Raw genomic sequence first — 24,518 nt, 5'->3', positions numbered from 1 at the left:
GCAGCGCTTGCCAGCTCGCTAACCGTCGCGGTTGATGCGATGGAAATGAGACCTATTTTTGCCGTTTCGCAAGCCGTCGGGGAAGGACCCGGCTCTTGGCGCCGCGAGCCTTCAGGCGCGCCGCCGAAATGCGCGCCTGAAGGCTCGCGGTCCGAATAGCTGGCAGGCCCTTGGCTGGGCGGGTTTTCCTCCCTAGCTTTTTCGTGTTAGACGGCCGAACCGGCGCGATGGTCGCAGCAGGACGCGCGCCGGCACCTCTTGTCTCGCGGCCCCTTGACGGTTCGCGCACCACAGCAGGAACAAGCAGTGTCCATACCTTTCCGTTACGTCGCGAAAATCGGCGCCTATATCGTCAAGCAGCATCTTCTGGGCAGGAAACGTTATCCGCTCGTTTTGATGCTGGAGCCGCTCTTTCGTTGCAACCTGGCCTGTTCCGGCTGCGGCAAGATCGATTATCCCGATCATATTCTGAACAAACGGCTGTCGGTCGAAGATTGCCTCGCCTCGGTCGACGAATGCGGCGCGCCGGTTATCGTCATCGCCGGCGGCGAGCCGCTGCTGCACAAGGATCTGCCGCAGATCGTCGAGGGCATCACAAAACGCGGCAAATTCGCGATCGTCTGCACCAATGCGCTGCTGCTGGGCAAGAAAATCGACCAGTACAAGCCCTCGCCTTATTTCACCTGGTCGATCCATCTCGACGGCGACAAGGAGATGCACGACCGCGCCGTGAGCCAGGAAGGCGTCTATGAGCGCGCCGTCGAGGCAATCAAGCTCGCCAAGTCAAAGGGCTTCCGCGTCACCACGAACAGCACCTTCTTCGCCGACGCCGATCCGGCGAAGGTCGCCAAGTTCCTCGACGACGCCACGGCGCTGGGCATCGACGGCATGACGGTTTCGCCCGGCTACGCCTATGAGCGCGCGCCCGACCAGACCCACTTCCTGAACCGCCAGAAGACCAAAGAGCTGTTCCGCGACATCCTGCGCCGCGGCCGCGGCGGGCGCGCCTGGGCGTTTCAGCAGTCCGGCCTGTTCATGAACTTCCTCGCCGGCAACGAGAGCTACGCCTGCACGCCCTGGGGCAATCCGCTGCGCACGGTCTTCGGCTGGCAGCGCCCCTGCTATCTGCTCGGCGAAGGCTATGTGCCGACCTTCAAGCAGTTGATGGAAGAGACCAATTGGGACGCCTATGGCGTCGGCAATTACGAGAAATGCGCCGACTGCATGGTCCACTGCGGCTTCGAGCCCAGCGCTGTGGCCGACACGGTGAAGCGCCCGTGGAAGGCGGCGGCCGTTGCGCTCTTCGGCGTGCGCACCGAGGGACCGATGGCGGCGGATATCTCGCTCGAGAACCAGCGCCCGGCCGAATATGTCTATGACGAGAATATCGCCCGGCTCTCAGAGATCCGCGAGCATGAGGCGCGCGAGCGGTCCGAGAAGCGGTCCACAGCGGCCTAAGGAGCCGAAGGCCGCGCGGGAATCGAGGCCCGCGAGGATCAATTCGCCGATTTGACGTGGCGCGCGGAGCAGTTCGCGCGCCACAATTTTTCCGTCGACGTCGCCCTCGGGCGTCAGCGCCTTGGCGGCGAGCGGCGGCAGGGCGCGGGAAGCCGGATCGCTGATGGCGCGCAGCGCGACAAAGGGGATTCTCCAGTCGCGGGCGTATTCGGCGGCGAGGTGGGATTCCATGTCGACGGCATGGGCGCGCGTTGATTCGCGCAGCGACGCCTTGCTCATCCTATCCATGGCCGGTACATCGACGCCCACGATCGCGCCCGGAACGGCTTTGCAGCCCGCGGCGGCGACGGCTTCCGACAATGCGCTGGAGAGGTGGCCATGCGTCTCATGGCGCGCCGCGCCGGAAACGACAGTGTCCGCGACGACGATATCGCCCGGGCGCAGCGCGTAATCGAGCCCGCCGGCGAGACCGAAGCTCACAATCGCCGAGAAGCGCTGTCCATTTAGCCCGTCGAGCTCGACGCGCAGGCGCGTGACGCTGGCGCCGCTGCAAAGGACGACGACGCCGTCCCCCATCGCGCAGGCCGCCTCACGCTTCATGCCGGTGACGACGAGCACGGGGCCGGGCGCTTCTGTCCGGACCGCCTCCCTGCGTCGGCTCTGAACGAGCGTCATGGCGTCTCCCTGCTTACCAACCGGCTTCTACCTCCGATGTTTCGGAAGGCGAAGTCAACGGTAAACAGGGAAGCAGGCGGTATGAACCGGCGAGATAGCTGATGGGGTCGTGGAAGAACGGATTTCGTTGTTCCGGGATTTTGATACGGGCGCATATGCGGTTTCGGATCTGTGTCGCCGCTACGGCGTCAGTCGCGAGACGTTTTACGTTTGGCGGCGGCGCCGCGAGAGCCTCCGGCGGGCAACTGGATCGAGCAGCAGGCGCGCTTCGACCTGTTCCGTCGCGTCTATAACGAGGAGCGCCCGCACGAGGCGCTCGGGCAAAAGCCGCCCGCGCTACCGCATCGCGCCCTGCCGCCGCGAGGATCGGGGAGCCTTGGCATGGCGCGGACCATGAGGTGCGCCGGGTCCGATCGGCGGGCGCGATCAAGTGGCGCGGCGAGACCGTGTTCGTCGGCGAGGCGCTGACGGGAGAGCTGGTCGGCGTCGCCGAAAATGGCGGCTATATAAGTTCGTTTCTGCGGCCGAGATCTCGGCGTACTCGACCGCGCGTCGTTCCACCGCTTCGCTCCGCCGCGTGCTCGGCTGCGCTCCGCGATGGAACCGTGACACTAATTCAGGGATGTCCCCGGTCTAAACCAATCCGCAATGTCGCCGGTCGTTCAGGGCTGAGAGGCCCCCTCCCCGACCCTCCCCCGCTTCGCGTGAGAGGGGGTTGATCGCGGCCTTCATCCACAGTGCTAATCGTGAATATGCTCCAGGAGTGGGCCGACATGGTCGATGCCTGGGTGAACGGCCAAAAGCGGGCGCCGACGCTATTGCCGCGGTCGACGCCGTTTATGGGGGAAGGAAGAATGAAACCTGACAGGAAGTTCGAATGGACGTTATCGAAACCGACCGACTGATTTTGAGAAATTTCAGGCAGGGCGACGCCGCCGATCTGTTTACCTATTTGCGCCAACCAAGGTCGAATTGTTTCGCCTCTCTCAGACTCGCAGATCTCGACGCTGCGCAAGTGGAAATGGAGGCCCGCAGTCGCAGTGATGAGCATATCGCTGTGTGCTTGCGGAGCGTCGACAGGCTGATCGGCGACCTGTTCTGTGTCCACGAGCCTCCCGACACATATTCAGTGGGGTGGAATTTCAACGCGGATTTCGGCGGCGCCGGTTACGCCTCCGAAGCCGCGCGGGCGCTCTTCGATTACTTGTTCACGGTGAAGCGAGCCCGGCGTCTCTACGCCTATGTGGAAGAAGATAACCTCGCCTCGCAGCGCTTGTGCGAAAGATTGGGGATGCGGAGGGAGGGGTTGTTTAAAGAGTTCGTATCCTTCGTGACCGATGACGAAGGCGCAGCAATATTCGAGAACACGATGCAGTACGCCATCCTGCGTAAAGAGTGGACGGCGTAACGATAGCCGTCCCGGGGGAGGGGCAGGGAGGGGGCGTATCACCTCCACTTTCGCAGGCTATGAAGTCTTGCGTCGCGTCGCGGCCAAGGCCTCGCGCGCCTGCGCCTCCAGCGTCTCGGCCGCTTCCTTGCTAAGCCGCCCGCGCGGCGTCGCAATATCGAGCGTCGCGACGACGCGGGCCGGGCGTGGCGAGAGCAGGAAAATCCGGTCCGCGAGCGCGATCGCCTCCGCGAGGTCATGGGTGACGATCAGCGTCGTGATGCGCTTCTCGTCGATCAGCGCCGCGATCTTGTCGCGAAGCGCCCGCGCGAGCGCGGCGTCGAGCGACACGAGCGGCTCGTCGAGGATGAGAAGGTCGGGTTCCAGGGCGAGCGCTCGCGCGAGCGCCACGCGCCGCGCCAGGCCAAGCGACAATTCGCCCGGATAATGCGTCGCATGTTCGGCGAGCGAAAGTTCGTCGAGCAGCGCGGCGATCGCGTCCTCCGTCGCCTCCGGCGCGGCGATGCGGATATTGTCGGCGACGCTGCGCCAGGGCAGCAGGCGAGGTTCCTGAAACACCATGCCGAGCCGGCCATGGGCGGGCAGGTGAATATGGCCGGCATAATCATGGTCGAGCCCGGCGATCAGCCGCAGCAGGGTCGTCTTGCCGCAGCCGGACGGCCCGACGAGGGCGCCCGCCTGTCCGATCGGCAGCGTCAGGCGCAGATCGTCGAGCGCGCGCAGCGGCCGCCCGTCGGCGCTCCTATGATCCTTATGCGCGATCGCGACGTCGAGCGCCGCCGCGCCGCCAGCGGGCGACATGTCGTTCAAGAGGCTGCACCAGAAAGGTTTCGACGGCGAGCATGAGGCCGACGAAGGGAAGAGCGTAGGCGAACAGCAGCTTCATGTCGAATTGCTGAAACGCCATATTGATCTCGAAACCCACGCCGTTGGAGCGCCCCAGCAGTTCGACGACGAGCACGATTTTCCAAACGAGCGAGAGGCCCGAGCGCGTCGCGGCGGCGAAATAGGGCGCAAGCTGCGGCAGGACGACATGCCGCAATCGCGTGGGCGGCGAAAACTTGAAGGCCTGCGCCATTTCCTCGAGCTGCGGATCGAGCGCGCGGGCGCCTTCGCGGATCACGACGACGGCGTTCGGCAGCTTGTTCAGCGCCACGGCGCCGATGGCGGCGGCCTCCGTCAACCCCGCCCAGACATAGGCCAATACGATTACGACCAGCGCCGGCAGATTGAGCAGCGCGACGAGCCACGGGTCGAGCAGACGGTCGGCGATCCTGTTGCGGCCCATCAGATAACCGATCGCCGCGCCGAGGCTCATGGCGAGAACGAAGGCCGAGATCACGCGCGCGAGCGTGATGGCGAGATTGGAAAACAGCGCGCCCGAACGCGCTTCCTCCATGATCGTCTCGAATACGAGCGCCGGCCCGGGCAAGCGGCGCGGCTCCGAGAGCCATGCGCCGATCTGCCAGAGGCCGAGAAGCGTCGCGAGCGATATGAGGCGGATCAACGCGCGGCGGCCTCGAGGCCTTTGTAGAAGGTTCCCGGCGCGAGGGTCTTGCCGGGGCCGACGAGCTTCTCGCCCCCGGTTTCGGCCAGCACTTTGTAGAGCGCGGCGGCGTCCTTCTCCTCCTCCGCGATCGGTCGCTTGGGGATTCCCGCGACATAGCGCTTGCGGTAGATGTCGAGCGTCGCGGCGTCCTTCTGGCCGATGCGGCTTGCCGCCGCCGCCCAGGCTTTGTCGTCCGTGGCGATGAGCGCTTTGGCTTTGCCCGCCATCGCGAAAAATCGGGTCAGCGCGCCTTTGTTCTTCGACGCGAACGCCTCGTCGAACACATAGCCGGTGATGACGACATTGCCTTTGGCGCCGAGCGCCTTCTCCACATCGACGATGTCGATCGCGCGCGCCAAACCCTTGCCTTCGAGATCGGCGGCGAAATTCCAAAACTCCAGCGCCGCGTCGATTTCGCCCTGCAGCGCCTTTTCGGCGATGAGCGGCGGCGCGCCATAAAGGATGGTGGCGCTTTTCGCGAGATCGACGCCTTGTTTCAGCGCGAAGGCTTCGAGCATCAGCCAGCTTTTATCCAAAGGCCCGCCGGCGACGCCGATTTTTTTGCCGATAAGGTCTTTCACACTTTTGATCGACGCGTCCCGCGTCATTACCGCGCCGACCCCGGAGGAGTAAGGGTAAAGCGTGAGCTTCGCGCCTTGGGCGCGCTCGCGCGCGACCCAGAGCCAGTCCGAGACGATGATATCCGCGCTTCCGCCTTGGATGGCGATCTTGCCGGCCTCCGGCGAGGCCAGCTCCGTCACCTCGAGCTCTAGTCCTGCCGCCTTGTCGAGGCCGAAAGCCTTCACGACCGCCATCTCCCAGCCGCTCGTGCCGGTCTTCTGCAAGGCGAGGCGCAGTTTTTCCGCGTGTGCGGGCGCCGCGAGAAGAATGGCGGCGGCGAGAAAGGCGAGGCGGCGCTTCATGTGGTTCCCTGTGTCATTCCCGACGTTCGCGAAGCGAGCGATCGGGAATCCAGAGCAGCCCGCGCTATTTTGGCTTAAGGATTCCCGCTCGGACTATTCGCCCGCGGGGAATGACAAAAGCCCTATGCGAGCTGTTCGAGCGGAAAACGGTCTTACCGCAGGAAGGGGCCTGCGTCGATGCGCTATTCGGTCTCGCGCGCAAGCATCCGGTCATAGACCGCAAGGGTTTCCGCGACATGGCGCTCCAGCGTCGCCGGCGACGACCAATAAGCGTCATAGGCGTTGTCCGACATTTGCGCGACCACCGCATCGTTTCCCAATTCCCGAATGGCGGACGCAAGAGACTGCACATCGCCGCTCTTGAACCACAATCCCGTCACGCCATGCTCCACCGCCTCTCGCGCCGCGCAGCCATCGGCGACGATCGTCGGCGTGCCCATGGCCTTGGCTTCCAGCGCGGTGAGACCGAAGGTCTCGTACCAGAGCGACGGGAAAACCAGGACGCGTGCCGCACGCATCGCCGCGCGCGCTTCCGCCGGAGGGCGCCAGCCCAGGAGTCGGGCCTGCGGATAGCGCGCGGCAAGCTCGTCGGTGATTGGCCCGTCTCCGATGAAAATCGGCGTCACGCCCGCGCGCCGGGCCGCTTCGGCGAAGAGAAACGCTCCTTTTTCGGCTGAAAGCCGGCCGACGAAAAGGAAGTCGCCTTCTGTCTGGTCCGCCTTATGGCCGAGCGGCTCGGCTTCCACCGGATTGGTCACGCGATGGATGGCCGCGCCAGGCGGCAGACAGGAGGCGAGCACTTTCTCCTGCAGGTCGGAGAGCAGCAGAATGTCCGAGAAGGTTTGCGCAAGATGCGCAACATGCTCGGCGACGAACTGGCGGGCGCTGCGCCAGAGTTTGAACGGATAGTTGCGCGAGTCGCAATTTGTCCTCAAGCAGGCCAAGGACATGGGGTGCAGGGGGCAGACTTCGTTTTTCTGGAAATTATAGAAGCCGCCATTGGGGCAGTTCAGAAAGAACTCGTGCATCGTATAGACGGCCGGCAAGCCGCTCGCTTGTATGGGCTTGGCGATCGACGGCGACAGCGCCTTCGCCCAGCCATGCACATGAACGATCGCCCGGTCCCCCGAAAGCGCGCTCAATGTCTCGGCGAGCGCCTTCGAGGCTTTGAAATTCCAGATCCCCTGCCGGGCCGCGTCGAGGCGGGAGGGGTTGCCGAGAATGTCATGCTGGCTGAGGCAGACGGTTTCGACGCCCGCCGCCTCTAGGCGCGGATCGACCGGGCCGCAGGCGGAAAAGAAAATCACCCGGGCGCCGGCGGCCTTGAGACCTAACGCGCTTTCGATCGCGACCTTGGATTGGCCGCCGCTGACAAAGGCGTGATCGACGCAGATGACGATGGTGAACGGGGACATGGCGTCTCCAGGGAAAAGGAGCTGGAACCCTACCGAGGCGAGCTTGCGGGGGCGTAAATGGGCGACGCCCCCAATGTATTCATAGATTTACGGCTAAGCTTTATTAATCTTTTCCGCGCAATCTCGATAACAGCGCAACTATCAAGTGTTTTGTCGCAAGACGCATCGCGAACGAGGGACAATTCATCTGATTTCAGACTGGCACGGGACGCGCTTCATGGATGTGGCGGACATGGATTGCAGCGGGTGCAAGAAGCCTTCCATGCTCGGGCTGAAAGCGATTCAGCACGCGGCGCTGGAAGGTGTCGCGCGCGACTTGCCCGTGAAGACGATCATGAGCCGGCTCTGCCTTCAGGCCGAGCAGCTGGCGCCGGGCGTCATCTGTTCCATTCTTTCCGTGGACTCTCTGGGAAGGCTCCATGTGCAGGCTGCGCCCAGCCTTCCGGCGGATTACTCCGCCGCGATCAACGGCCTGCTCATCGGTCCGTCGGTCGGGTCCTGCGGCACGGCCGCCTATTTCGGGAAATCCGTCGAGGTGACGGACATCGCCACTGATCCGCTCTGGGCCGACTTCAAGGACCTGGCCCTGCCGATCGGGCTGCGCGCCTGCTGGTCGTCGCCCATCCGCGCTTCTGATGGCCGGGTCATCGGCGCTTTTGCTTTCTATTACCGCACCTGCCGTGGCCCGAGCGCGATCGAACGCACGATTGTGGAGGCCTGCATCAATCTCTGCGCCATCGCTCTGGAGCAGGAGGAGCGCAAGGCGAGCATCCATCGCCTGGCTTATTTCGACGGCCTGACGGGGGTCGCCAATCGCGCGGCGTTCGAAAAGCGCGGGCGCGAGGCGGTGTCGGCGGCCGTCAAGAACGACTCCTGCCTCGCGATCCATTGGATCGATCTCGACGGCTTTAAAAACATCAACGACACGCTCGGTCATCAAGCCGGCGACACGGCGCTGCAAATCATCGCCAAGCGGATTTCGGGCGTGCTGCGCTCCGGAGAGTATCTCGCCAGAATTGGCGGCGATGAATTCGTGGTGCTCCAGCAAGCCGCCTCAAAGCAGCAGGATGTAGAGGCGCTCGCCCGCCGGCTGATCGCGGCGGCTAGCGAGCCGGTCGATTTCGGCTTCGGGGTCTTCACCTCCATCGGCGCCAGCATCGGCGTCGCGCGCGCGCCGCAGGACGGCCTGGCTCTTCCTGATCTGATGAAAAAGGCCGACCTCGCGCTCTATGAGGCAAAGCTGGCCGGCCGCAGGCGATTCTGCTTTTTCGACGCCGAGATCGAAGCCCGTTTCGCTTCTCGCTGGCAGTTGGAGCAAGATCTCAAGCTGGCGCTCGCCCGTCAGGAATTCGAACTTTATTTCCAGCCGATCGTCGATCTTGCCGGGGCCGAGCTCGCCGGCTTCGAGGCGCTGCTGCGCTGGCGTCGGCCAGGCCACGGATTGCTGAGCCCGCCGCTGTTTCTCGATATTGCCGAACGGATGGGGCTGATCGGCGACATCGGCGCCTGGGTTTTGAAGGAGGCCTGCACACGCGGCGCATCGCTTCCTTACCCGCTTCGCATCGCCGTCAATCTCTCGCCGACGCAATTGCTCAAGCCCGGCTTTGCGTTGGAGGTCGCCAAGATCGTTGGCGAAAGTCAATTCTCCCCGCGCCGGCTCGAGCTCGAAATCACCGAGTCGGCGCTTTTTCTGGAGAACAGCGCTACGCTCGCCTGCCTGAACGACTTGCGGCGCCTTGGCATATCGATCGCCCTCGACGACTTCGGCACAGGATTTTCCGCCTTGTCGCATTTACGGGTTTTTCCCGTCGACCGGATCAAGATCGACAGGTCCTTCGTTCAGGAGGCCGACAAAAATCCAGAAACAGCGTCGATCATCCGCGCCATTACCGGGCTGGCGCGGGAGCTCGGTGTCAGGACGACGGCCGAGGGAATCGAGACTGAGGCGCAGTTGCGCACGCTCAAGAGCCTGGGCTGCGACGAGATCCAAGGTTATCTCGTCAGCCGCCCCAAGCCGCTCGGCGCCTTCCCGAATCTGGAGGAACTGGCTGTTGGCGGCTCACGCCCCGCCAAATCGGCGTAAGCGCGGCTGTTGACCGACGGCCTTTGGCTGGAGCCTCGCGCATCGCCTTCCGAATCGCGCTAAGATGGCGGCATGGCCACGAAACCTGATCTTTTCGGCGGCGCGCCGCGCAAGGCGCCCGCGCCCAAACCCGCCGCGAAACCGACCCCCGCGGAATATGACGCCGGCTCCATCGAGGTGCTCGAGGGGCTGGAGCCCGTCCGCCGGCGCCCCGGCATGTATATCGGCGGCACGGACGAGACCGCGCTGCACCACCTCTTCGCCGAGGTGCTCGACAACGCCATGGACGAGGCCGTCGCCGGCTACGCCACCTTTATCGAGGTGACGCTGGAGCCCGATGGCTGGCTGACGGTCAACGACAATGGCCGTGGCATTCCGATCGGCCCGCATCCTAAGATGAAGGACAAATCCGCGCTGGAGGTCGTCATGACCGTCCTCCATGCGGGCGGCAAATTCGATTCCGGCGCCTATCAGACCTCCGGCGGTCTGCACGGCGTCGGCGTGTCGGTGGTGAACGCGCTGTCCGAGAAGGTCGAAGTCGAGGTCGCGCGCGAGCAGCAGCTCTACCGCATGGAGTTCTCGCGCGGTCTGCCGCTGGGCAAGCTCGTCAATGTCGGCAAGATCAACAATCGCCGCGGCACGCGCGTGCGCTTCAAGCCGGACGCCCAGATTTTCGACGCCAGCGCCCATTGGAAGCCGGCGCGGCTCTTCCGCATGGCGCGCTCCAAGGCCTATCTCTACGGCGGCGTGGAAATCCGCTGGCGCTGCGATCCCTCGCTGATCGAGCCGGGCTCGGATGTTCCCCCCGAGACGGTGCTGTGCTTCCCCGGCGGGTTGAAGGACTATCTCGCCCGCGAGACGCATGACAAGGAGCTCGTCACCGACCAGCCCTTCTCCGGCAAGGTGACGCGCGAAGGGGGGCATGGCTCGCTCGAATGGGCGGTCGCCTGGTTCGCCGAGGACGACGGCTTCATCCATTCCTACTGCAACACGGTGTGGACGCCGGACGGCGGCACGCATGAGGCGGGGCTGCGAAATGCGCTGTTGAAGGCGCTGAAAGATCACGCGGACCGCACCAATCAGGCGAAGCGCTTCAAGGACGTGACCGCCGACGATCTGATGGGCCAGGCCGCGGCGATGATCTCGATCTTCATCCGCGACCCGCAGTTTCAGGGCCAGACCAAGAACCGGCTGATGAGCGCCGATGGCGCGCGCATCGTCGAGGGAACGCTGCGCGACGCCTTCGACCATTGGCTCGCCGCCGCGCCGACGCAGGCCAATAAGCTCCTCGACTTCGCGGTGACGCGCGCCGAGGAACGGCTACGCCGCAAGGCCGAGAAGGACGTCGCCCGCAAGACCGCAACGCGCAAATTGCGCCTGCCGGGCAAGCTCGTCGACTGCACCAATAATTCGGCGGAAGGCTCCGAGCTCTTCATCGTCGAAGGCGACTCGGCCGGCGGCTCGGCGAAAGAGGGCCGCAATCGCGTCATGCAGGCCATTCTCCCTCTGCGCGGCAAAATCCTCAACGTCGCTTCGGCGACGAAGGACAAGCTTCTCGCCAATCAGCAGCTCGCCGATTTGACGCAGGCGCTGGGCTGTGGTCTCGGCGCGCATTATCGCGAGGAGGAGCTTCGCTACGAGAAGGTCATTGTGATGACCGACGCCGACGTCGACGGCGCCCATATCGCCTCGCTGCTCATCACCTTTTTCTACCGGCAGATGCCGCGGCTCATCGAGAACGGCCATCTCTATTTGGCGCAGCCGCCGCTCTATAAGCTCACGCAAGGGGCGAAAACGGTCTATGCGCGCGACGACGCCCATCGCGACGAGCTGATCCGCACCGTGCTCACCGGCAAGGGCAAGGTTGAGACCAACCGCTTCAAAGGCTTGGGCGAGATGAGCGCCGCCCAGCTCAAGGAGACGACCATGGACCCGACCAAGCGCACGCTGCTCAAGGTGATCCTGGTCGGCGAGGAGCGCGAGGAGGTGGCCGATTGCGTCGAACGGCTGATGGGCAACAAGCCCGAGGCCCGCTTTGCCTTCATCCAGGAGAAGGCGGCTTTTGCTACGGAATTGTTGGATATTTGACGCCTACCTCAAAAGCCGCGCGTCATTGCGAGCGAAGCGAAGCAATCCAGGGCCGCGGTGTCGCCCCGGGATTGCTTCGTCGCTGCGCTCCTCGCAATGACGGATGTGACTTCATAGCGGGCGGCGCCTCCTCGCGATGACAGTCGCCCGCCTCCCAAGCTCTCGCGCCCGCGCCCGTCTGCCTCTATAATGCCGCATCTCCGAAAGGTGATGCGTGAGCGATACGGACACATTCCCGGACGCCGGCGAGGCGCGCGGCGCGGCTTCGGACTGCGGCGCGATCAAGGATCAGGCCTATGCGCTCGAGCGCATGCAGCTCGCGCTCGACGCCGGCCGCACGGGCGTCTGGGACTGGAATCTCGTGACCGGCGCGGTGCATCTCGACGCCCGCGTGCGCCAGCTCTGGGGCCTCCACGACGACACCGAACCGAGCTTCGACGTCTTCCGCAACGCGCTGCATCCGCAGGATAGGCGCCGCAGCAAGGAGGCGGTCGGCCTCGCGCTCGATCCCACCTTCGAAGGCGATTATGAGATCGAATATCGCGTCGTTGGCGTGAAGGACAAGATCGAGCGCTGGGTGTCGATCCGCGGTCGCACCTTCTTCGAGAATGGGCGGCCGGTGCGCATCCTCGGCACGGCGCGCGACATCACCGAGCGTAAGACGCGCGAGCAGCATGTGCGCGTGCTGCTGCGTGAATTGGTGCATCGCTCGAAGAACTTATTGGCGGTCGTGCAGGCCATGTCGCGGCAGACGGCGGCGGGCGCTCCATCCGTGGAAGAGTTCCAGCGCAAGTTCAGCGCGCGCCTTCAGGCGCTCTCCATGGCGCATGACCTTCTCGTCTCGCAGGATTGGCGCGGCGCTTCCATGCGCGAATTGGTGGACGCGCAGCTCGCCTATTGCATGGACGTTCCCAAGGACGACCTTCCTGAGCATGCGCGGATCGAGGGGCCAAAGATCAATCTCAAGCCGGAGGCTGCGCAGAACATCGGCCTGGCGTTGCATGAACTTGCCACCAATGCGCTGAGCTATGGCGCGCTCTCTGTGCCGGAGGGAAGCGTCTCGCTGACATGGGACTTCGACGGCGACCGGCTCAACATCGAATGGCGCGAGAGCGGCGGACCGCCGCTCGTCGCGCCGCCGAAGGAAGGCTTCGGGCATAAGGTAGTCAAGAAACTTGTCGCGCAGGCGCTCGATGGCGAATGCACATTGAGCTTCCCGCCGGACGGGCTGATCTGGACGCTGTCGATCCCCGCGAGCTTCGCGATGCGGCGGGAATAGCGCCAGCGTTTTCCTCTTGCGGCGAAGCGACCATTAAGACCCGGCCGTCATTGCGAGCGAAGCTAAGCAATCCAGGGCAGCTACGGCGGCCCTGGATTACTTCGTCGCTTTGCTCCTCGCAAATGACGGCGGGTGGTTGTCAGGGGAAGTCGATTACGTGGACTGCGCGGCGCAATAAGCGTCAAAATCGTCTTTCGTCTGCTTCGCGTAGAGCATGGCGAAAGAGGCCAGCGCGTCCTCAAAGGCCTCTCCCTTGCCCATATAGCCCGCGAGCACGGCGGGGCGTGACGAGCGCGCATGGGCGCGCGCCAACGTGCTGCCGCAGAGCTCCGCGTAACGCGGGAAGGCTTCGTCCTTCAGCAGTTCAGAGATCGAGCCGAGACGGCGCGTCTTGAGATGGCGCATATAGAAGCGCCGGCCGGTTTCCGGCTCCTCCGCATGGGCGAGGAAAATATCCGAGGCCGCCTGCATGACCCGCTGTCCCGTGGTCACGCGCTTTCCTTGCGACTCTTTCCAGCCTCCCTGGCCGAAACGCTCCAGCACGGAAGGCCGCGCTTCCTTGATCTGTAAAGCGAGGGGCTGTTCGTCCTCCGACATATAGAGGCCGATCGCGCAGAAAGTGCCGACGCTGCCGACCCCCACGGCCTTGAAGGCCGTGTCGCACAGCCGATAGCGCTCGAAAAGCGTGGCGAAGGGCGCCTGTAGACCATCTTGGACAAGACGCTCGAAGAGCTTCGGCAAATCCACATCCGCGCCGGGGTCGCGCATCGACTCGAGATGTTGAAGCTTCGGCGGCTTTTCGACGAAGCGCCAGCCGTCGCCGACCTTTTCGATTTTCGGCAGGCCGTCGATGCGGTCCTGCGCGCCTTTTCCCTCATAGATCGCCGCGCTGAGCTTGTCGTGCAGCACGCGGTCGCGCAGGGCTTTGACAATGTCGCGCAAATGAACGCGCACGTTCCAGACCTCGATCGGCGACATGGCCGCGAGCTCCAGCATGCGAATGCGATAGGTCTTGACCGTGCGGCGCGCAAATTGGCGCGCTTCGCTCTTGGAGAAATTCATGTCGAGCGCCGCGACTGCGACGCTCGTCGCCAAGCGGCGCAGGTCGAAGATGATGTCGACATGCGGCAGAGTCTCGTCGAAGTCATTGACGTCGAAGAGGACATTACCTTCCGGCGACGAGAAAGCGCCGAAGTTCATCAAATGGCAATCGCCGCAAGCCTGCGCGGTCACGCCGGGCGTGAGCTGGCTTGCGAGATCGAAGGCCATGACATCGGCCGCGCCGCGCAGGAACGCGAAGGCCAATTCCGTCATCGCCTCGCGCCGCATGGGCAGCAGGGATTGCAGACGTGGGCGTTCCGTCTCGGCGATGATCGCGATTGGATCGCGAATTTCAGGGGGCGCGAATTCCGCCAGGGCCTCGCGCGGGACCGCTTCGCGCAAGCGTTTTCCAAGCTTGTAGCAGTCGCGCCGGTCAAGGCCGGCTGCGTCGCGATGTCCGAGGTCTTGCCAATCGATTTCCGTCATGAGCGGATGTTAGCCCGCCCGCATGGCGATACCAAGTCGGCGTTCTAGCCGAGGAGATCGATCAGCGGCGCGATGAGCGGCGCGTCGGCGGGCGGCATGGCGTAATTGCGCAAATCCCGCGCGCGCGCCCATTTCACCGCTTGCCCCTCCGCAGGCGTCACGAAGCCTTCCCATTTACGGCAGACATAGAGCGGCATGAGAAGATGAAATTCCTCATAGGCGTGGCTCGCGAAAGTGAGCGGCGCGAGGCAGGGGGCTTTCACGGCGATGCCGAGCTCCTCCGCAAGCTCGCGGATCAGCGCCTCCTCGGGCCGCTCGCCGGGATCGATCTTGCCGCCGGGAAACTCCCACAATCCCGCAAGCTGTTTGCCCTCGGGACGCTGCGCGATGAGCACGCGATTGTCGGCGTCGACAAGCGCGCAGGCGACGACGAGGAGGAGTTTCATGCCAAGCCCTATTTACCGGAGACGACGACCTCGACCGGCTTGGTCTCGGCGCCGGTCACTGTCGCTTCCTCATATATCAGGCCGCCTTCCGTCACAAAGGACTGCTCCGGCCTCCAGATCACCTGCGTGGAGAGATAGTAGCGGCCCGGCGGCACGTTTTCGAAAGCGAAGCGCCCGGTCGACCCGGCCTTGGTCGTGCGCGTGTGGGCGAGATAATCCGGATCAGGGTCATTTTTCGGGATCGACGACGCGGGCGCGAATTTGGCGCCGTGGAAATAATAGTCGAGCCGCGCCTGAGCGTAGCTTGTCACTGGGATAAGCCGCACGACTTCGCCCATCGCGTAGTGAACATGTGCGCCGGTCTTATCCGGCAGGAAAGCCTGGCCTTGAATCGTGGTCTTGCCGGGCTTGTCGAGAAAGGCGGCCTCGGCGGCCTCGAAGCGCGCCTGCGGCGGGGGGGAGGACGTCGAATTGCAGGCGAGGAGGGGGAGAGGAAGGAAAAGCAATAACAGACGCGGGAAAAACATGCGCAACGCCTCGGAAACGATCTACTGTAACCGATGCAGAGTTTCAGCTTGGCGGGAGGAAAGCAAGGGGGCGGCGATGCGCTCCTCACGCATTACATTGACGCAGCGAGCGCCGTCATTGCGAGCGGAGCGGAAGCAATCCAGAGCCGCAGCGACGCCGCTGGATTGCTTCGTTGCTTACGCTCCTCGCAATGACGGTGGGAGCGTTTTGCATGGCCAGCTCGCCTCCGTCATTCCCGGCAGGCCGAAGGCCTGACCGGGAATCCAGAGCAACGACGACACTCTTTGCGAGCCTTCCGGGTTCCCGAGCACGCTTCGCGCAGGACACTCAGCTCCGATAATCTCCGTTGATCGCGACATATTCCTTCGTCAGATCACACGTCCACACGGTCGCAGCGCCGTCGCCGAGGCCGAGGTCGACATTGATGACGATCTCCTGCCGCTTCATGATCTCCGAGACTTCCTGCTCATTGTAATCCGGGTCGCGCAGGCCCTTGAAGGCGACGCGCACGCCGCCGAACCAGATGGCGAGCTTGTCACGCTCGGCATATTCGCCAGCCTTGCCGACCGCCATCACGATGCGGCCCCAATTGGCGTCTTCGCCCGCGATCGCCGTCTTCACCAGCGGTGAATTGGCGATGGAAAGCGCAACCCGCTTCGCGGCCTTCGCGCTTTCGGCGCCGGTCACCGTCACTTCCACGAATTTGCGCGCGCCCTCGCCATCCTTCACCACCTGATGGGCGAGGTCGAGCAGCACGGCGTCGAGCGCCTTCTTGAATTCGACGAGACGCCGGTCGTTGGCCTTTTCGATCTTCGGCGCGCCGCGTTTCTTCGCTGCGCCGGTGGCGAACAGCAGCAGCGTGTCCGACGTCGAGGTGTCGCTGTCGACCGTGATCGCGTTGAACGAGCCCTGCACGGATTTGGCAAGCATCGTCTGCAACGCCTCGGCGGCGATGGGCGCGTCGGTGAAGACGAAGGAGAGCATGGTCGCCATGTCCGGGGCGATCATGCCGGCGCCTTTGGCCATGCCGCTGATCGTCACTTCCACGCCGCCGATGATCGCGGTGCGCGTTGCGAGCTTGGGGAAGGTGTCGGTGGTCATGATGGCGCGCGCCGCCTCTTGCCAGGCGTCGGGCCGCGCCTCGGCCGCGAGCTTCTCCAGCACGCCCTCGAATTTCGTCGCGTCGAGCGGCTCGCCGATCACGCCCGTGGAGGCGATGAAAATCTGCCGGTCGCTCGCGCCCGTCGCGGCGGCGGCGATCTTGGCGGAGAGCTTCACCGCTTCGGCGCCGACCTTGCCGGTGAAGGCGTTGGCGTTGCCGGAATTGACGAGCAGCGCCTTCGCCTTGCCGCCCTTCAATTTCGCGCGGCACCAGTCGACTGGCCCCGACGGGCACTTCGATTTGGTGAAGACGCCTGCGACGGCGGCGCCCTCGTCCATGATGGCGAGCATCACGTCGGTGCGGCCGGCGTAGCGAATGTTCGCCGCGCCGGCGGCAAAGCGCACCCCGTCGAGCGGCGCGATCTCGGGAATGGTTGCGGGCGCGAGCGGGGAGAGGGGAGCGTCGTGGGCCATGGTGAAAACCCTGCGTTTATCAATGCGGCCGCTCGGGGAGGGCGGCGCGAGAATGTGTTGGCACATGGGGTTTGGCGGCATGGAGCTCCGCCGTCAAGCCGTGACGCGCGCGGCGTGAGCATTTTGCGCAGGCATTCGCTGCTGCGTGAAAAAGTTTATATTGTCGTCACGGCGGCCTGCTTTTCTGGCCCTTCGCCGCAAAGCACTTTTTAAGGAGGATAATGTGTCAAAGCCTTTCTACGAAATCGGAGTGGTATTATCCGGCGCCATCTCGGCGGGCGCCTATTCGGCCGGCGTCATGGACTTTCTCATCGAGGCGCTCGACGCCTATGAGAGCGCCAAGGCGCATCCCGCCTGGGACGGCCCCACCCATGACGTGCGTATCCCGATCATGGCCGGCGCCTCGGCGGGCGGCATGACCGCGGCGATTTCCGCGCTCCACGCCTTTCGCCAGCCCGAGCATGTGTGGCCCGGCAAGCCGCTGCCGTCTCCGTCCGCCAACCGGCTCTATTCGAGCTGGGTTCACGACATCGATATCATCCGGCTTCTCGAGACCACCGATCTCGACGGCGCCAAGGCGGCGCAGGGCGTGAAATCGGCTTTATGCTGCGACGTCATCGACGAGATCGTCGCCAACGCCTTCAAACTCTCGGGCAAAATGCGGCAGCCGAACTGGGTGGGACGCGGCGCCTCACGCGATCTGCGCGTCTTTCTCACGCTCACCAATCTGCGCGGCGTGCCCTATTCCTTCCAGCTTTTCGGCTCGGACGATCCGCGCCGATACGGCATGCTCAATCACGGCGATTACCTCGATTTCAACATCGGCGTCGAACCAGCGCAGGCCGATGGCGCGCTGGCGCTGGACATCGAGAGCACGCAGACCGACGGTTGGGAGCTTTTCCGCACGGCCGCGAAGGCGACAGGCGCCTTTCCCGTCGGCCTCGCGCCGCGGTTCATCCAAAGGAACGAGCAGGATTACTGGCATAGCGAGCGGGTCGGCTTCGAAACCAATGGCGGGTTCACGCCTGTCTATCCGGACGACTGGGTGAAATCGGTCCAGCCCTATTCATTCGTCGCGGTCGACGGCGGGACGATCGACAACGAACCGCTCGAGCTCGTACGACGTTACCTTGCGGGGACAGGCGGGAGCAACGAGCGCAGCGGAGACAGGGCGAGCCGATCGATCATCCTGATTTCGCCCTTTCCCAACCTGCAGAAGACGACCCTCGAGGGCCGGGGCGAGAGGCTCCTCGACGTCCTGCCCAGATTATTCTCGACGCTCATCGATCAAGCGCGCTTCAAGCCGGACGAGCTGGCGCTGGCGCAGGACGAGCGCGTCTACTCGCGCTACATGATCGAGCCGGAGCGGGCGCCCAATGCGCATCCGGATTCCAAGCGTTATCCGATCGCCTGCGGCGTTCTCGGCGGTTTCGGCGGCTTCCTGCACCAATCCTTCCGTCACCACGATTATTTGCTCGGGCGGCGCAATGCGCAGGCGTTCTTCCGCGCCAATTTCTCGCTCCCCGTCAGCAATCCGCTGTTTGACGGATTCCCCGAGGCTTTGCGCGAAAAATGGCTCGTGCGCGACATAGATAGCGGCGAATTGCATATGCACGACACCGAACGCGGCAAGGAGCCGGGCTTGCCGATCATCCCGCTCACCCCCGAGATACCGGGGGTCACGCCCGATATGATGAAGGAAATCGCCATTGGCGAGAGCGACCTGCCGCATCCTCAAGCCTTTGACGATCCGGTGGTCAGAGGCGATCTGCAGACCGCGATCGAGAAGCGCGCCGTTACGGTCGTCACCGCTTTGGTGGAGAACGACCTCAAAGCCTTCACCTCGGGACCGCTCGGCTATTTCAAGCGTCTCGGCGCCCGACATTTTGGAAAGGATATGGTGGTCGCGAAAGCCAATGACGCCATTTTCGGCGACGGCGGCGCGATCGACAGCGTCAGAAACGCGTTTTTCGAAACGAAATTCTGAAGTGGGAGAATCTGCTGTCATTCCCGGCGGGCAGAAAGCTCGACCGGGAATCCAGAGTCAAAACAGCAATGGTCGCTTCCCGATCGCTCGCTTTGCGAGCGTCGGGAATGACAACGAGCCAACCAAGCGGATTTCGTCTTACTTCTTCTTCTCTTCCGGCTTCGCCGCCGCCGCCGGAGCCGCGCCACCCTTGGCGGCGTCGGCCGGCTGGTCGGTGCGCTCGATCTTGGCGCCCTCGCGCAGCTTCATTACCAGCTCGCTTTGCGCCTTCTGCACGACATAGCGGGCGACCTGCTCCTTGACCTGCTCCATCGGCGGGAAGGTCTTCGGGCGGGACTCGTCGAGCTTGATGATATGCCAGCCGAACTGGGTCTTCACCGGCTCGGAGATCTCGCCCGGCTTCATCTTCGACGCCGCCTCGCCGAATTCCGGAACCATGCGGTCCTTGGTGAACCAGCCGAGATCGCCGCCCTTGGAGCCGGGGTCCTTCGAGACTTCGCCGGCGACCTTGGAGAAATCCTCGCCGCCCTTCACGCGCGCGAGCGCCTTCTTGGCCTCTTCCTCGGTGGGCACGAGGATGTGATGGGCGTGGTATTCGGTCTCGGGCTTCTGGGCCTTCGCCGCCTCGTCATAGGTCGCCTTGATGGCGGCGTCCGTCGCGGCGTTCTTGGCGACATTGCCGAGCAAGGTCTCCATCAGCGCCTTGTCGCGCAGATAGGCCATCTTCTTGGCGAAATCCGGGGTTTCGGCGAGCTTGTCGGCCTGCGCCTTCTGCACGACGAGCTGCTCGTCGATGAGGAAGTCGATGATATAGCTGTCGCGCGCCTTGCCTTCGAGCTGACGCGGAATGCCCGGGCCGAGATCTTCCATGGCGATCTTCAGGTCGTCGTCGGTGATCTCGACGCCATTCACCTTGGCCAGCACCTTGGCCTGCGCGGGCGCGGCGGCGGCCATCAGGGCGACGACGCCGAGCGTCCCGAAGGCGGCGCGGGCCAGGGAACGCGCGTTATAGCGGGCATTTGACATGATATGCTCCAGAAATCGAGGCAGAAGAGCCCCAGAAAAGCCGCCGCCACGGTCGGCGCGGAAGGTTCCTGCGTGACGAATGGGGCGTATCTATGCCGGAGGCGGCGCCTCTGACAACTCCCCAGAGCCGGTAATCGGCCCAGAAAACGGTCCGATGACAAAGGTGAAAATTTCCCGAGTCCGCTTCTGAGAATCAGCAAGCAGCGCCTCCAGATGGGAGAGATCTGGCGAGTCGCCAACCCGCAGGAGAAGCTCGGTCAGCCCGCGGGGCGCGTCGGTCGGCCGGAAAGGACCGTCGACGGCAAGGCGCAGGACTTGCGTGAGCCCTTGGTAAAGGCTCGAGGCGGCGTGAAGCGTCTCCGCTGCGCCGGCGTCGAGGAGGCTGGCGTCGCGCAGCATGCGCAGCGCCACAGGCGTCGTCGTCGAGAAAACCTCTGGATGCGCCGCGCCATGCAGGAGCATCAGATATTGGGCGATGAATTCGATGTCGATGAGCCCGCCCGGAGCCTGCTTCACCTCCCAGGGGTTGTTCGAACCCTTTGCTTGCTCGATCCGCTTGCGCATGGCGAGGACGTCGATCTTCAGCTTATGCGGATCGCGCGGCCGGACCAGCGCGGCGCGGATCGCCGCCTCGACGCGGGCGGCGAATTCCGCCGGCCCGGCGACGACGCGGGCGCGCGTCAGCGCCATATGCTCCCATGTCCAAGCCTCTTCCGCCTGGTAAGCCTCGAAGGATTTAAGGCTCACCGCGATCGGCCCCATATTGCCGGAGGGGCGGAGGCGAAAATCCGTTTCGTAGAGCGTGCCTTCGGCCGTCGGCGCCGAAATCGCGGTGATCAGACGCTGGGTGAGGCGGGCGTAATATTGCGCCGTCGAGAGCGAACGCTCGCCCCCGACCGACTCTGCGTGCGGATCGGCGTCGTAGAGCAGCATGAGGTCGAGATCGGAAGCGGCCGTCATCTCGCGGCCCCCGAGCTTGCCCATGGCGACGACCGCCGCCGCGCCCTTCTCTATGCGGCCATGCGCTTTTTCGAATTCCTTGCAGATCTCCTCGAAGAGGCAAGCAATCAGCGTCTCGGCAAGGCGCGTATAGGCGGCGCCGACGTCCGCGACCGAGATCGAGCCCGTCAGCACGCGCACGCCGATCAGAAACTTCTGCTCCTGGCCGAAGATGCGGGCGCGGTCGAGCGCGTCTTCATAAGAGCGCGCCTCGGCGAATTGCGCCGCAAGGCGCTCGCGCAGATCGGCGTCGCTCGGCAAAGTGTGGAAGAACGCCGGCTCCATCAGCGCGTCGAGCACGCGCGGGCGTTTCGAAATGGTGGCGGAGAGCTTCGGCGCCGCGCCGGTGATGGCGGCGAGCAGCGTGAGCAGGCGCGGCTGTGAGACGAGCAGGGAGAAGAGCTGCACGCCGGCGGGAAGCTTCTGGATGAGCTTGTCGAAAGCGAGAAAGGCTTGGTCGGCGTTGTCGGTCGCGGCGAGGGCTTCGAGCAATTTCGGCGTGAGCTCAGTGAGGCGTTCGCGGGCGACGGTCGAGCGCGTCGCGGCGTAGCGGCCGAAGTGCCAGCCGCGAATAGTGGCGGTCACCATTTTGGGGTCTTTGTAGCCCATGCCCGCGAGCGTCTCGATCGTCTCGGGATCGTCCTCGTCGCCGGTGAAGACGAGATTGCCGCCTGCCGAAGAAAGCTCGGGCGCCGTCTCGAAAAGCCGCGCATAATGCCCCTGCACGATGTCGAGCCGCTTCATGAGCGCCTCGGCAAAGTCGTCATAGCCGGCAAAGCCCATCATGCGGGCAATATTTTCCACTCCGTCTCTCGTGTCGGGCAGCGTATGTTTCTGCTCGTCGGCGACCATCTGAATGCGATGCTCGACATCGCGCAGGAACAGGTAGGCTTCACGCAAATCGTCGCGCGCCTGCGCCTCGACCCATCCGCTCTCGACGAGCTGGTCGAGCATGGGCAGCGTCGCGCGGCCGCGCAATCTCTTGTCGCGTCCGCCGGTGATGAGCTGCTGGGTCTGCGTGAAGAACTCGATCTCGCGAATGCCGCCGCGCCCCAATTTGATATTGTGGCCGATGACGGCGATCTTGCCGTGGCCCTTGTGCGCGTGAATCTGCCGCTTGATCGAATGCACGTCGGCGATCGCGGCGAAGTCGAAATATTTGCGCCAGACGAAGGGCGACAGCTCCTGCAAAAATTGTTCGCCCGCGTAAATGTCTCCGGCGACAGGCCGCGCCTTGATATAGGCCGCGCGCTCCCAATTCTGGCCCATGCTTTCGTAGTAAGAGAGCGCGGCCTCCAGCGGAATGGCGATGGGCGTGGCGCCGGGGTCCGGGCGCAAGCGCAGATCGGTGCGGAAGACATAGCCGTCGCTCGTGCGCTCGCTCATGATCTTCACGATGCGCTTGGTGAGCTTCACGAAGAGATCGACGTCTTCGGAAGGGTCGGTGAGGCGGGCGCGGGAACGGTCGAAAAAGACGATGAGGTCGATGTCCGAGGAGTAGTTCAGCTCATAGGCGCCGCCCTTGCCCATGCCGAGGAAAATCCACCCCGAGGCGCGTTCGGGGTCGCGCTGGTCCGCGAGCTCCAGCTTGCCTGCGCGCTGGGCTTGGCGCAGCGTGAAACGAATGGCGGCGGAAAGCATGGCGTCGGCAATGCGGGTGAGCGCCTCCGTTGCCTGCAGCGTGTCCCACGCCTTGGAGAGATCGGCGAGCGCGATGACGAGCGCCGCCTCCTGCTTGATGAGCCGCAGCCGGCGCATGATCTCGGCTTCGTCGTCGGTTTCCAGCGCCTTGGTGTCGTCGATCAACGCGCCGATGCGTGTCTGTGGATCGGCCGCGAGCGCCGCCGCCAGACGCGCCGGATCGCGCGCCGCGAGATCGGTGAGATAGGAGGAGGAGCCCAAGACGCCGAGGAGCAGGTCGCGCGCCTTTGGCTGCGCAGCGAGGAAGGACGCGAGTGCGCCCTTGTCCTTCTCGAGGACGCGGTCGAGCGCCTTTTGCGCTTTTTCGGGCTCGGCGCCCGAGATGATGATTTTGGCGCGGGAGAGCAGGGCGTCGGCGTCGAGCGTCAAGGCTGTCCTCTAATGTTTCGATCAACGCGGCGATCGCCCGCCGCGCCGGTACCTCCTCTTAACACGCGAAAGCGGGGTCCAGGGGTTCTCCCCTTCTCCCGCATGCGGGAGAAGGTGGCCCTCGCGTCAGCGAGGGGCGGATGAGGGCGCGCCTCCTGAGCGATCTCGATTGCAAAGCGACTGTCGCGTGCGTTTTGCGCCCGTTGTGGCGAAACAGTGTTTGGCACGAACCGGCTCGGCATGCGAGTCCTTCTCAACAGCTTCGTCGCCCGAGCCGCAGGCGGCGAACTGCCCGAAGAAATGCAGGCGACGATGCATCTGTTCTATCGACATCGGATTATCGACATAGATGACGAACTGCTAAAGTACCTCGACGGATGGGACGGGCCGATTTACGACGGTTCGTCGTGCGGCGAGTCCTGATACACATCGCCATCGCAAGGTTCGGCAGAGTTCGTTATTACGCACGGCGCCAGCTTCATGCTCGATCCGCGTCACCCATTGCCGGGGACCCAGATCGCGAGTTCAGCCGACTGACGCGTCGTAGCGCTTGCGGTGACTGGCCGTAGATCCTCACGAATGCCCTGCGCATTCTCTCCACGTCGCCAAAGCCGACGCTTCGGGCGACTGATTCGATCGGTTCGGTCCCCTTTTCAATCAGTGGGATTGCGGCCTCGGCGCGCAGGCGCTCGATGGCCTTTGCAGGCGTTTCTCCTGTCTCGTTAACAAACGCTCGAGCAAACTGACGCACGCCGATGCACACCGTTCCAGCGAGCCTTTCGACCGTGAGCGGCTCGTGCAAATGTTCACGCGCGAAGGAAAGCGCGTCCTTGATCCGGCCCGACGCGGGCTCGAGCTCGAGAATGGTAGAGAACTGGGACTGGGCTCCCGGCCTGCGGTGATAGACCACCAAGTCTTTCGCGACGGCTTTGGACAGCCCAGCGCCAAAATCCTCCTCGATTAGCGCAAGCGCCAAATCTATGCCGGATGTGATCCCCGCCGCGGTCCAGACGTTGCCATCCTTGATGAAGATCCGGTCCGCGTCGACGCGAAGTTTTGGAAAGCGCCTTTGAAGCGCAGTGGCATATCGCCAATGTGTCGTTGCCTTGCGACCATCAAGCAGCCCCGCTGCCGCCAGTAGGAATGCGCCTGTGCAGACGCTCGCAACCCGCCGCGTTCTTGGCGCTAGGTCCTCGAGCAGCGCGACCGTTCCGCGATCGCACTCAAGAACCGCACCTTCGGGACCGCCGACCACCAGGAGTGTGTCGATGCTGCGGTCGCGTATCGCCTTGGATGAACCTACCGACACCCCGGAACAGCTGACGACCGAACCACCTCGCGCCGAGATGACGGTGAGCGCGTACGGCGTCTCATGCATGCACGCGGCGACATTGAAGGCGCACAGCGGGCCGCTGAGATCGAGCAATTCGAAGCCGGGGTAAACAACGATCGCTATGGATCGTTCGACATTGTGAGCCATCG

20 protein-coding genes are annotated in these 24,518 nt (G+C 64.0%); 8 read left to right on the top strand and 12 right to left on the bottom strand.

The features are described from left to right. The first annotated feature begins 306 nt into the window (after positions 1–306). On the top strand, positions 307–1,458 hold the full coding sequence (gene hpnH, locus OGR47_RS14650; RefSeq protein WP_165053068.1) for an adenosyl-hopene transferase HpnH: 1,152 nt from the start codon (positions 307–309) through the stop codon (positions 1,456–1,458). Here hpnH and OGR47_RS14645 read toward each other — a convergent pair. Then, entirely contained in the window at positions 1,399–2,133 is a 735-nt protein-coding gene (locus OGR47_RS14645) for a phosphorylase (protein ID WP_165053065.1), read from the bottom strand. The genes hpnH and OGR47_RS14645 overlap by 60 nt on opposite strands. 109 nt (positions 2,134–2,242) lie before the next feature. Between OGR47_RS14645 and OGR47_RS21925 the strand changes: the two genes are divergently transcribed. Both OGR47_RS21925 and OGR47_RS14640 read left to right on the top strand, forming a co-directional pair. Further along, a complete protein-coding gene (locus OGR47_RS21925) occupies positions 2,243–2,530 on the top strand; it encodes a transposase (protein WP_368856437.1) in 288 nt (95 codons plus the stop codon). A gap of 480 nt (positions 2,531–3,010) precedes the next feature. Beyond that, positions 3,011–3,541, top strand: coding sequence for a GNAT family N-acetyltransferase (locus OGR47_RS14640; RefSeq protein ID WP_165053062.1), 531 nt, complete (start codon positions 3,011–3,013; stop codon positions 3,539–3,541). Between the two features lie 57 nt (positions 3,542–3,598). On the opposite strand, the gene OGR47_RS14635 is transcribed toward OGR47_RS14640, so the two are convergent. The 4 genes from OGR47_RS14635 to OGR47_RS14620 all read right to left on the bottom strand — a co-directional run bounded on the left by OGR47_RS14635 (position 3,599) and on the right by OGR47_RS14620 (position 7,428). After that, positions 3,599–4,342: an ABC transporter ATP-binding protein gene (locus tag OGR47_RS14635; protein ID WP_165053299.1), complete on the bottom strand. Its 744-nt coding sequence runs from the start codon at positions 4,340–4,342 to the stop codon at positions 3,599–3,601. Further along, a complete protein-coding gene (locus OGR47_RS14630; RefSeq protein WP_165053059.1) occupies positions 4,293–5,048 on the bottom strand; it encodes an ABC transporter permease in 756 nt (251 codons plus the stop codon). Before OGR47_RS14630 ends, OGR47_RS14635 begins: the two co-directional genes overlap by 50 nt. Next, entirely contained in the window at positions 5,045–6,013 is a 969-nt protein-coding gene (locus OGR47_RS14625) for an ABC transporter substrate-binding protein (RefSeq protein WP_165053056.1), read from the bottom strand. Before OGR47_RS14625 ends, OGR47_RS14630 begins: the two co-directional genes overlap by 4 nt. A gap of 182 nt (positions 6,014–6,195) precedes the next feature. Continuing rightward, on the bottom strand, positions 6,196–7,428 hold the full coding sequence (locus OGR47_RS14620; protein WP_165053053.1) for a glycosyltransferase family 4 protein: 1,233 nt from the start codon (positions 7,426–7,428) through the stop codon (positions 6,196–6,198). A gap of 262 nt (positions 7,429–7,690) precedes the next feature. On the opposite strand from OGR47_RS14620, the gene OGR47_RS14615 reads away from it, so the two are divergent. From OGR47_RS14615 to OGR47_RS14605, 3 genes are all read left to right on the top strand, one after another. After that, a complete protein-coding gene (locus tag OGR47_RS14615) occupies positions 7,691–9,511 on the top strand; it encodes a putative bifunctional diguanylate cyclase/phosphodiesterase (protein ID WP_165053050.1) in 1,821 nt (606 codons plus the stop codon). A gap of 72 nt (positions 9,512–9,583) precedes the next feature. Next, positions 9,584–11,599 (top strand): DNA topoisomerase IV subunit B, encoded by a 2,016-nt coding sequence (gene parE, locus OGR47_RS14610; RefSeq protein WP_165053047.1) that lies wholly within the window; start codon positions 9,584–9,586, stop codon positions 11,597–11,599. Between the two features lie 214 nt (positions 11,600–11,813). After that, complete coding sequence (locus OGR47_RS14605) at positions 11,814–12,878, top strand: sensor histidine kinase (protein ID WP_246729718.1); 1,065 nt, start codon at positions 11,814–11,816, stop codon at positions 12,876–12,878. Between the two features lie 153 nt (positions 12,879–13,031). Here the strand turns inward: OGR47_RS14605 and OGR47_RS14600 are convergent, their stop codons facing one another. From OGR47_RS14600 to argJ, 4 genes are all read right to left on the bottom strand, one after another. Continuing rightward, positions 13,032–14,405 carry a DUF2252 domain-containing protein gene (locus tag OGR47_RS14600; protein ID WP_165053044.1) on the bottom strand — a complete coding sequence of 458 codons (1,374 nt, stop codon included), beginning with the start codon at positions 14,403–14,405 and terminating at the stop codon, positions 13,032–13,034. 44 nt (positions 14,406–14,449) lie between these two features. Then, the gene (locus OGR47_RS14595; protein WP_165053041.1) at positions 14,450–14,851 is read right to left on the bottom strand and encodes a (deoxy)nucleoside triphosphate pyrophosphohydrolase; all 402 of its coding nucleotides are present in this window, start codon (positions 14,849–14,851) and stop codon (positions 14,450–14,452) included. Between the two features lie 8 nt (positions 14,852–14,859). Then, complete coding sequence (locus OGR47_RS14590; RefSeq protein ID WP_165053038.1) at positions 14,860–15,378, bottom strand: carboxypeptidase regulatory-like domain-containing protein; 519 nt, start codon at positions 15,376–15,378, stop codon at positions 14,860–14,862. Positions 15,379–15,706: 328 nt separating this feature from the next. After that, positions 15,707–16,954 carry a bifunctional glutamate N-acetyltransferase/amino-acid acetyltransferase ArgJ gene (gene argJ, locus OGR47_RS14585; RefSeq protein WP_165053035.1) on the bottom strand — a complete coding sequence of 416 codons (1,248 nt, stop codon included), beginning with the start codon at positions 16,952–16,954 and terminating at the stop codon, positions 15,707–15,709. Positions 16,955–17,177: 223 nt separating this feature from the next. Here argJ and OGR47_RS14580 point away from each other — a divergent pair, with 223 nt between their 5' ends. Further along, the gene (locus tag OGR47_RS14580) at positions 17,178–18,941 is read left to right on the top strand and encodes a patatin-like phospholipase family protein (RefSeq protein ID WP_165053032.1); all 1,764 of its coding nucleotides are present in this window, start codon (positions 17,178–17,180) and stop codon (positions 18,939–18,941) included. Positions 18,942–19,079: 138 nt separating this feature from the next. On the opposite strand, the gene OGR47_RS14575 is transcribed toward OGR47_RS14580, so the two are convergent. Beyond that, positions 19,080–19,967 (bottom strand): peptidylprolyl isomerase, encoded by an 888-nt coding sequence (locus OGR47_RS14575; RefSeq protein ID WP_165053029.1) that lies wholly within the window; start codon positions 19,965–19,967, stop codon positions 19,080–19,082. A gap of 90 nt (positions 19,968–20,057) precedes the next feature. Next, positions 20,058–23,036, bottom strand: coding sequence for a bifunctional [glutamine synthetase] adenylyltransferase/[glutamine synthetase]-adenylyl-L-tyrosine phosphorylase (locus tag OGR47_RS14570; RefSeq protein WP_165053026.1), 2,979 nt, complete (start codon positions 23,034–23,036; stop codon positions 20,058–20,060). 240 nt (positions 23,037–23,276) lie between these two features. On the opposite strand from OGR47_RS14570, the gene OGR47_RS14565 reads away from it, so the two are divergent. Further along, positions 23,277–23,459, top strand: coding sequence for a hypothetical protein (locus tag OGR47_RS14565; protein WP_206527454.1), 183 nt, complete (start codon positions 23,277–23,279; stop codon positions 23,457–23,459). 55 nt (positions 23,460–23,514) lie between these two features. Here OGR47_RS14565 and OGR47_RS14560 read toward each other — a convergent pair whose 3' ends face one another. After that, a complete protein-coding gene (locus OGR47_RS14560; RefSeq protein ID WP_165053023.1) occupies positions 23,515–24,516 on the bottom strand; it encodes a GlxA family transcriptional regulator in 1,002 nt (333 codons plus the stop codon). Between the last annotated feature and the right edge of the window lie 2 nt (positions 24,517–24,518).

It is taken from the genome of Methylocystis sp. MJC1 (assembly GCF_026427715.1).
Taxonomy (GTDB): domain Bacteria; phylum Pseudomonadota; class Alphaproteobacteria; order Rhizobiales; family Beijerinckiaceae; genus Methylocystis.
The sequence above is the reverse complement of the archived record's forward strand: the minus strand, read 5'-3'. Positions and strand labels throughout refer to the sequence as shown.

What these genes read in the sequence shown, in the direction of transcription:
- OGR47_RS14645 (WP_165053065.1), bottom strand. Translation starts at nt 2,133, where the DNA reads ATGACGCTCGTTCAGAGCCGACGCAGGGAGGCGGTCCGGACAGAAGCG.
- OGR47_RS14640 (WP_165053062.1), top strand. Translation starts at nt 3,011, where the DNA reads ATGGACGTTATCGAAACCGACCGACTGATTTTGAGAAATTTCAGGCAG.
- OGR47_RS14635 (WP_165053299.1), bottom strand. Translation starts at nt 4,342, where the DNA reads ATGTCGCCCGCTGGCGGCGCGGCGGCGCTCGACGTCGCGATCGCGCAT.
- OGR47_RS14625 (WP_165053056.1), bottom strand. Translation starts at nt 6,013, where the DNA reads ATGAAGCGCCGCCTCGCCTTTCTCGCCGCCGCCATTCTTCTCGCGGCG.
- OGR47_RS14620 (WP_165053053.1), bottom strand. Translation starts at nt 7,428, where the DNA reads ATGTCCCCGTTCACCATCGTCATCTGCGTCGATCACGCCTTTGTCAGC.
- OGR47_RS14615 (WP_165053050.1), top strand. Translation starts at nt 7,691, where the DNA reads ATGCTCGGGCTGAAAGCGATTCAGCACGCGGCGCTGGAAGGTGTCGCG.
- parE (WP_165053047.1), top strand. Translation starts at nt 9,584, where the DNA reads ATGGCCACGAAACCTGATCTTTTCGGCGGCGCGCCGCGCAAGGCGCCC.
- OGR47_RS14600 (WP_165053044.1), bottom strand. Translation starts at nt 14,405, where the DNA reads ATGACGGAAATCGATTGGCAAGACCTCGGACATCGCGACGCAGCCGGC.
- OGR47_RS14595 (WP_165053041.1), bottom strand. Translation starts at nt 14,851, where the DNA reads ATGAAACTCCTCCTCGTCGTCGCCTGCGCGCTTGTCGACGCCGACAAT.
- OGR47_RS14590 (WP_165053038.1), bottom strand. Translation starts at nt 15,378, where the DNA reads ATGTTTTTCCCGCGTCTGTTATTGCTTTTCCTTCCTCTCCCCCTCCTC.
- argJ (WP_165053035.1), bottom strand. Translation starts at nt 16,954, where the DNA reads ATGGCCCACGACGCTCCCCTCTCCCCGCTCGCGCCCGCAACCATTCCC.
- OGR47_RS14575 (WP_165053029.1), bottom strand. Translation starts at nt 19,967, where the DNA reads ATGTCAAATGCCCGCTATAACGCGCGTTCCCTGGCCCGCGCCGCCTTC.
- OGR47_RS14565 (WP_206527454.1), top strand. Translation starts at nt 23,277, where the DNA reads ATGCGAGTCCTTCTCAACAGCTTCGTCGCCCGAGCCGCAGGCGGCGAA.
- OGR47_RS14560 (WP_165053023.1), bottom strand. Translation starts at nt 24,516, where the DNA reads ATGGCTCACAATGTCGAACGATCCATAGCGATCGTTGTTTACCCCGGC.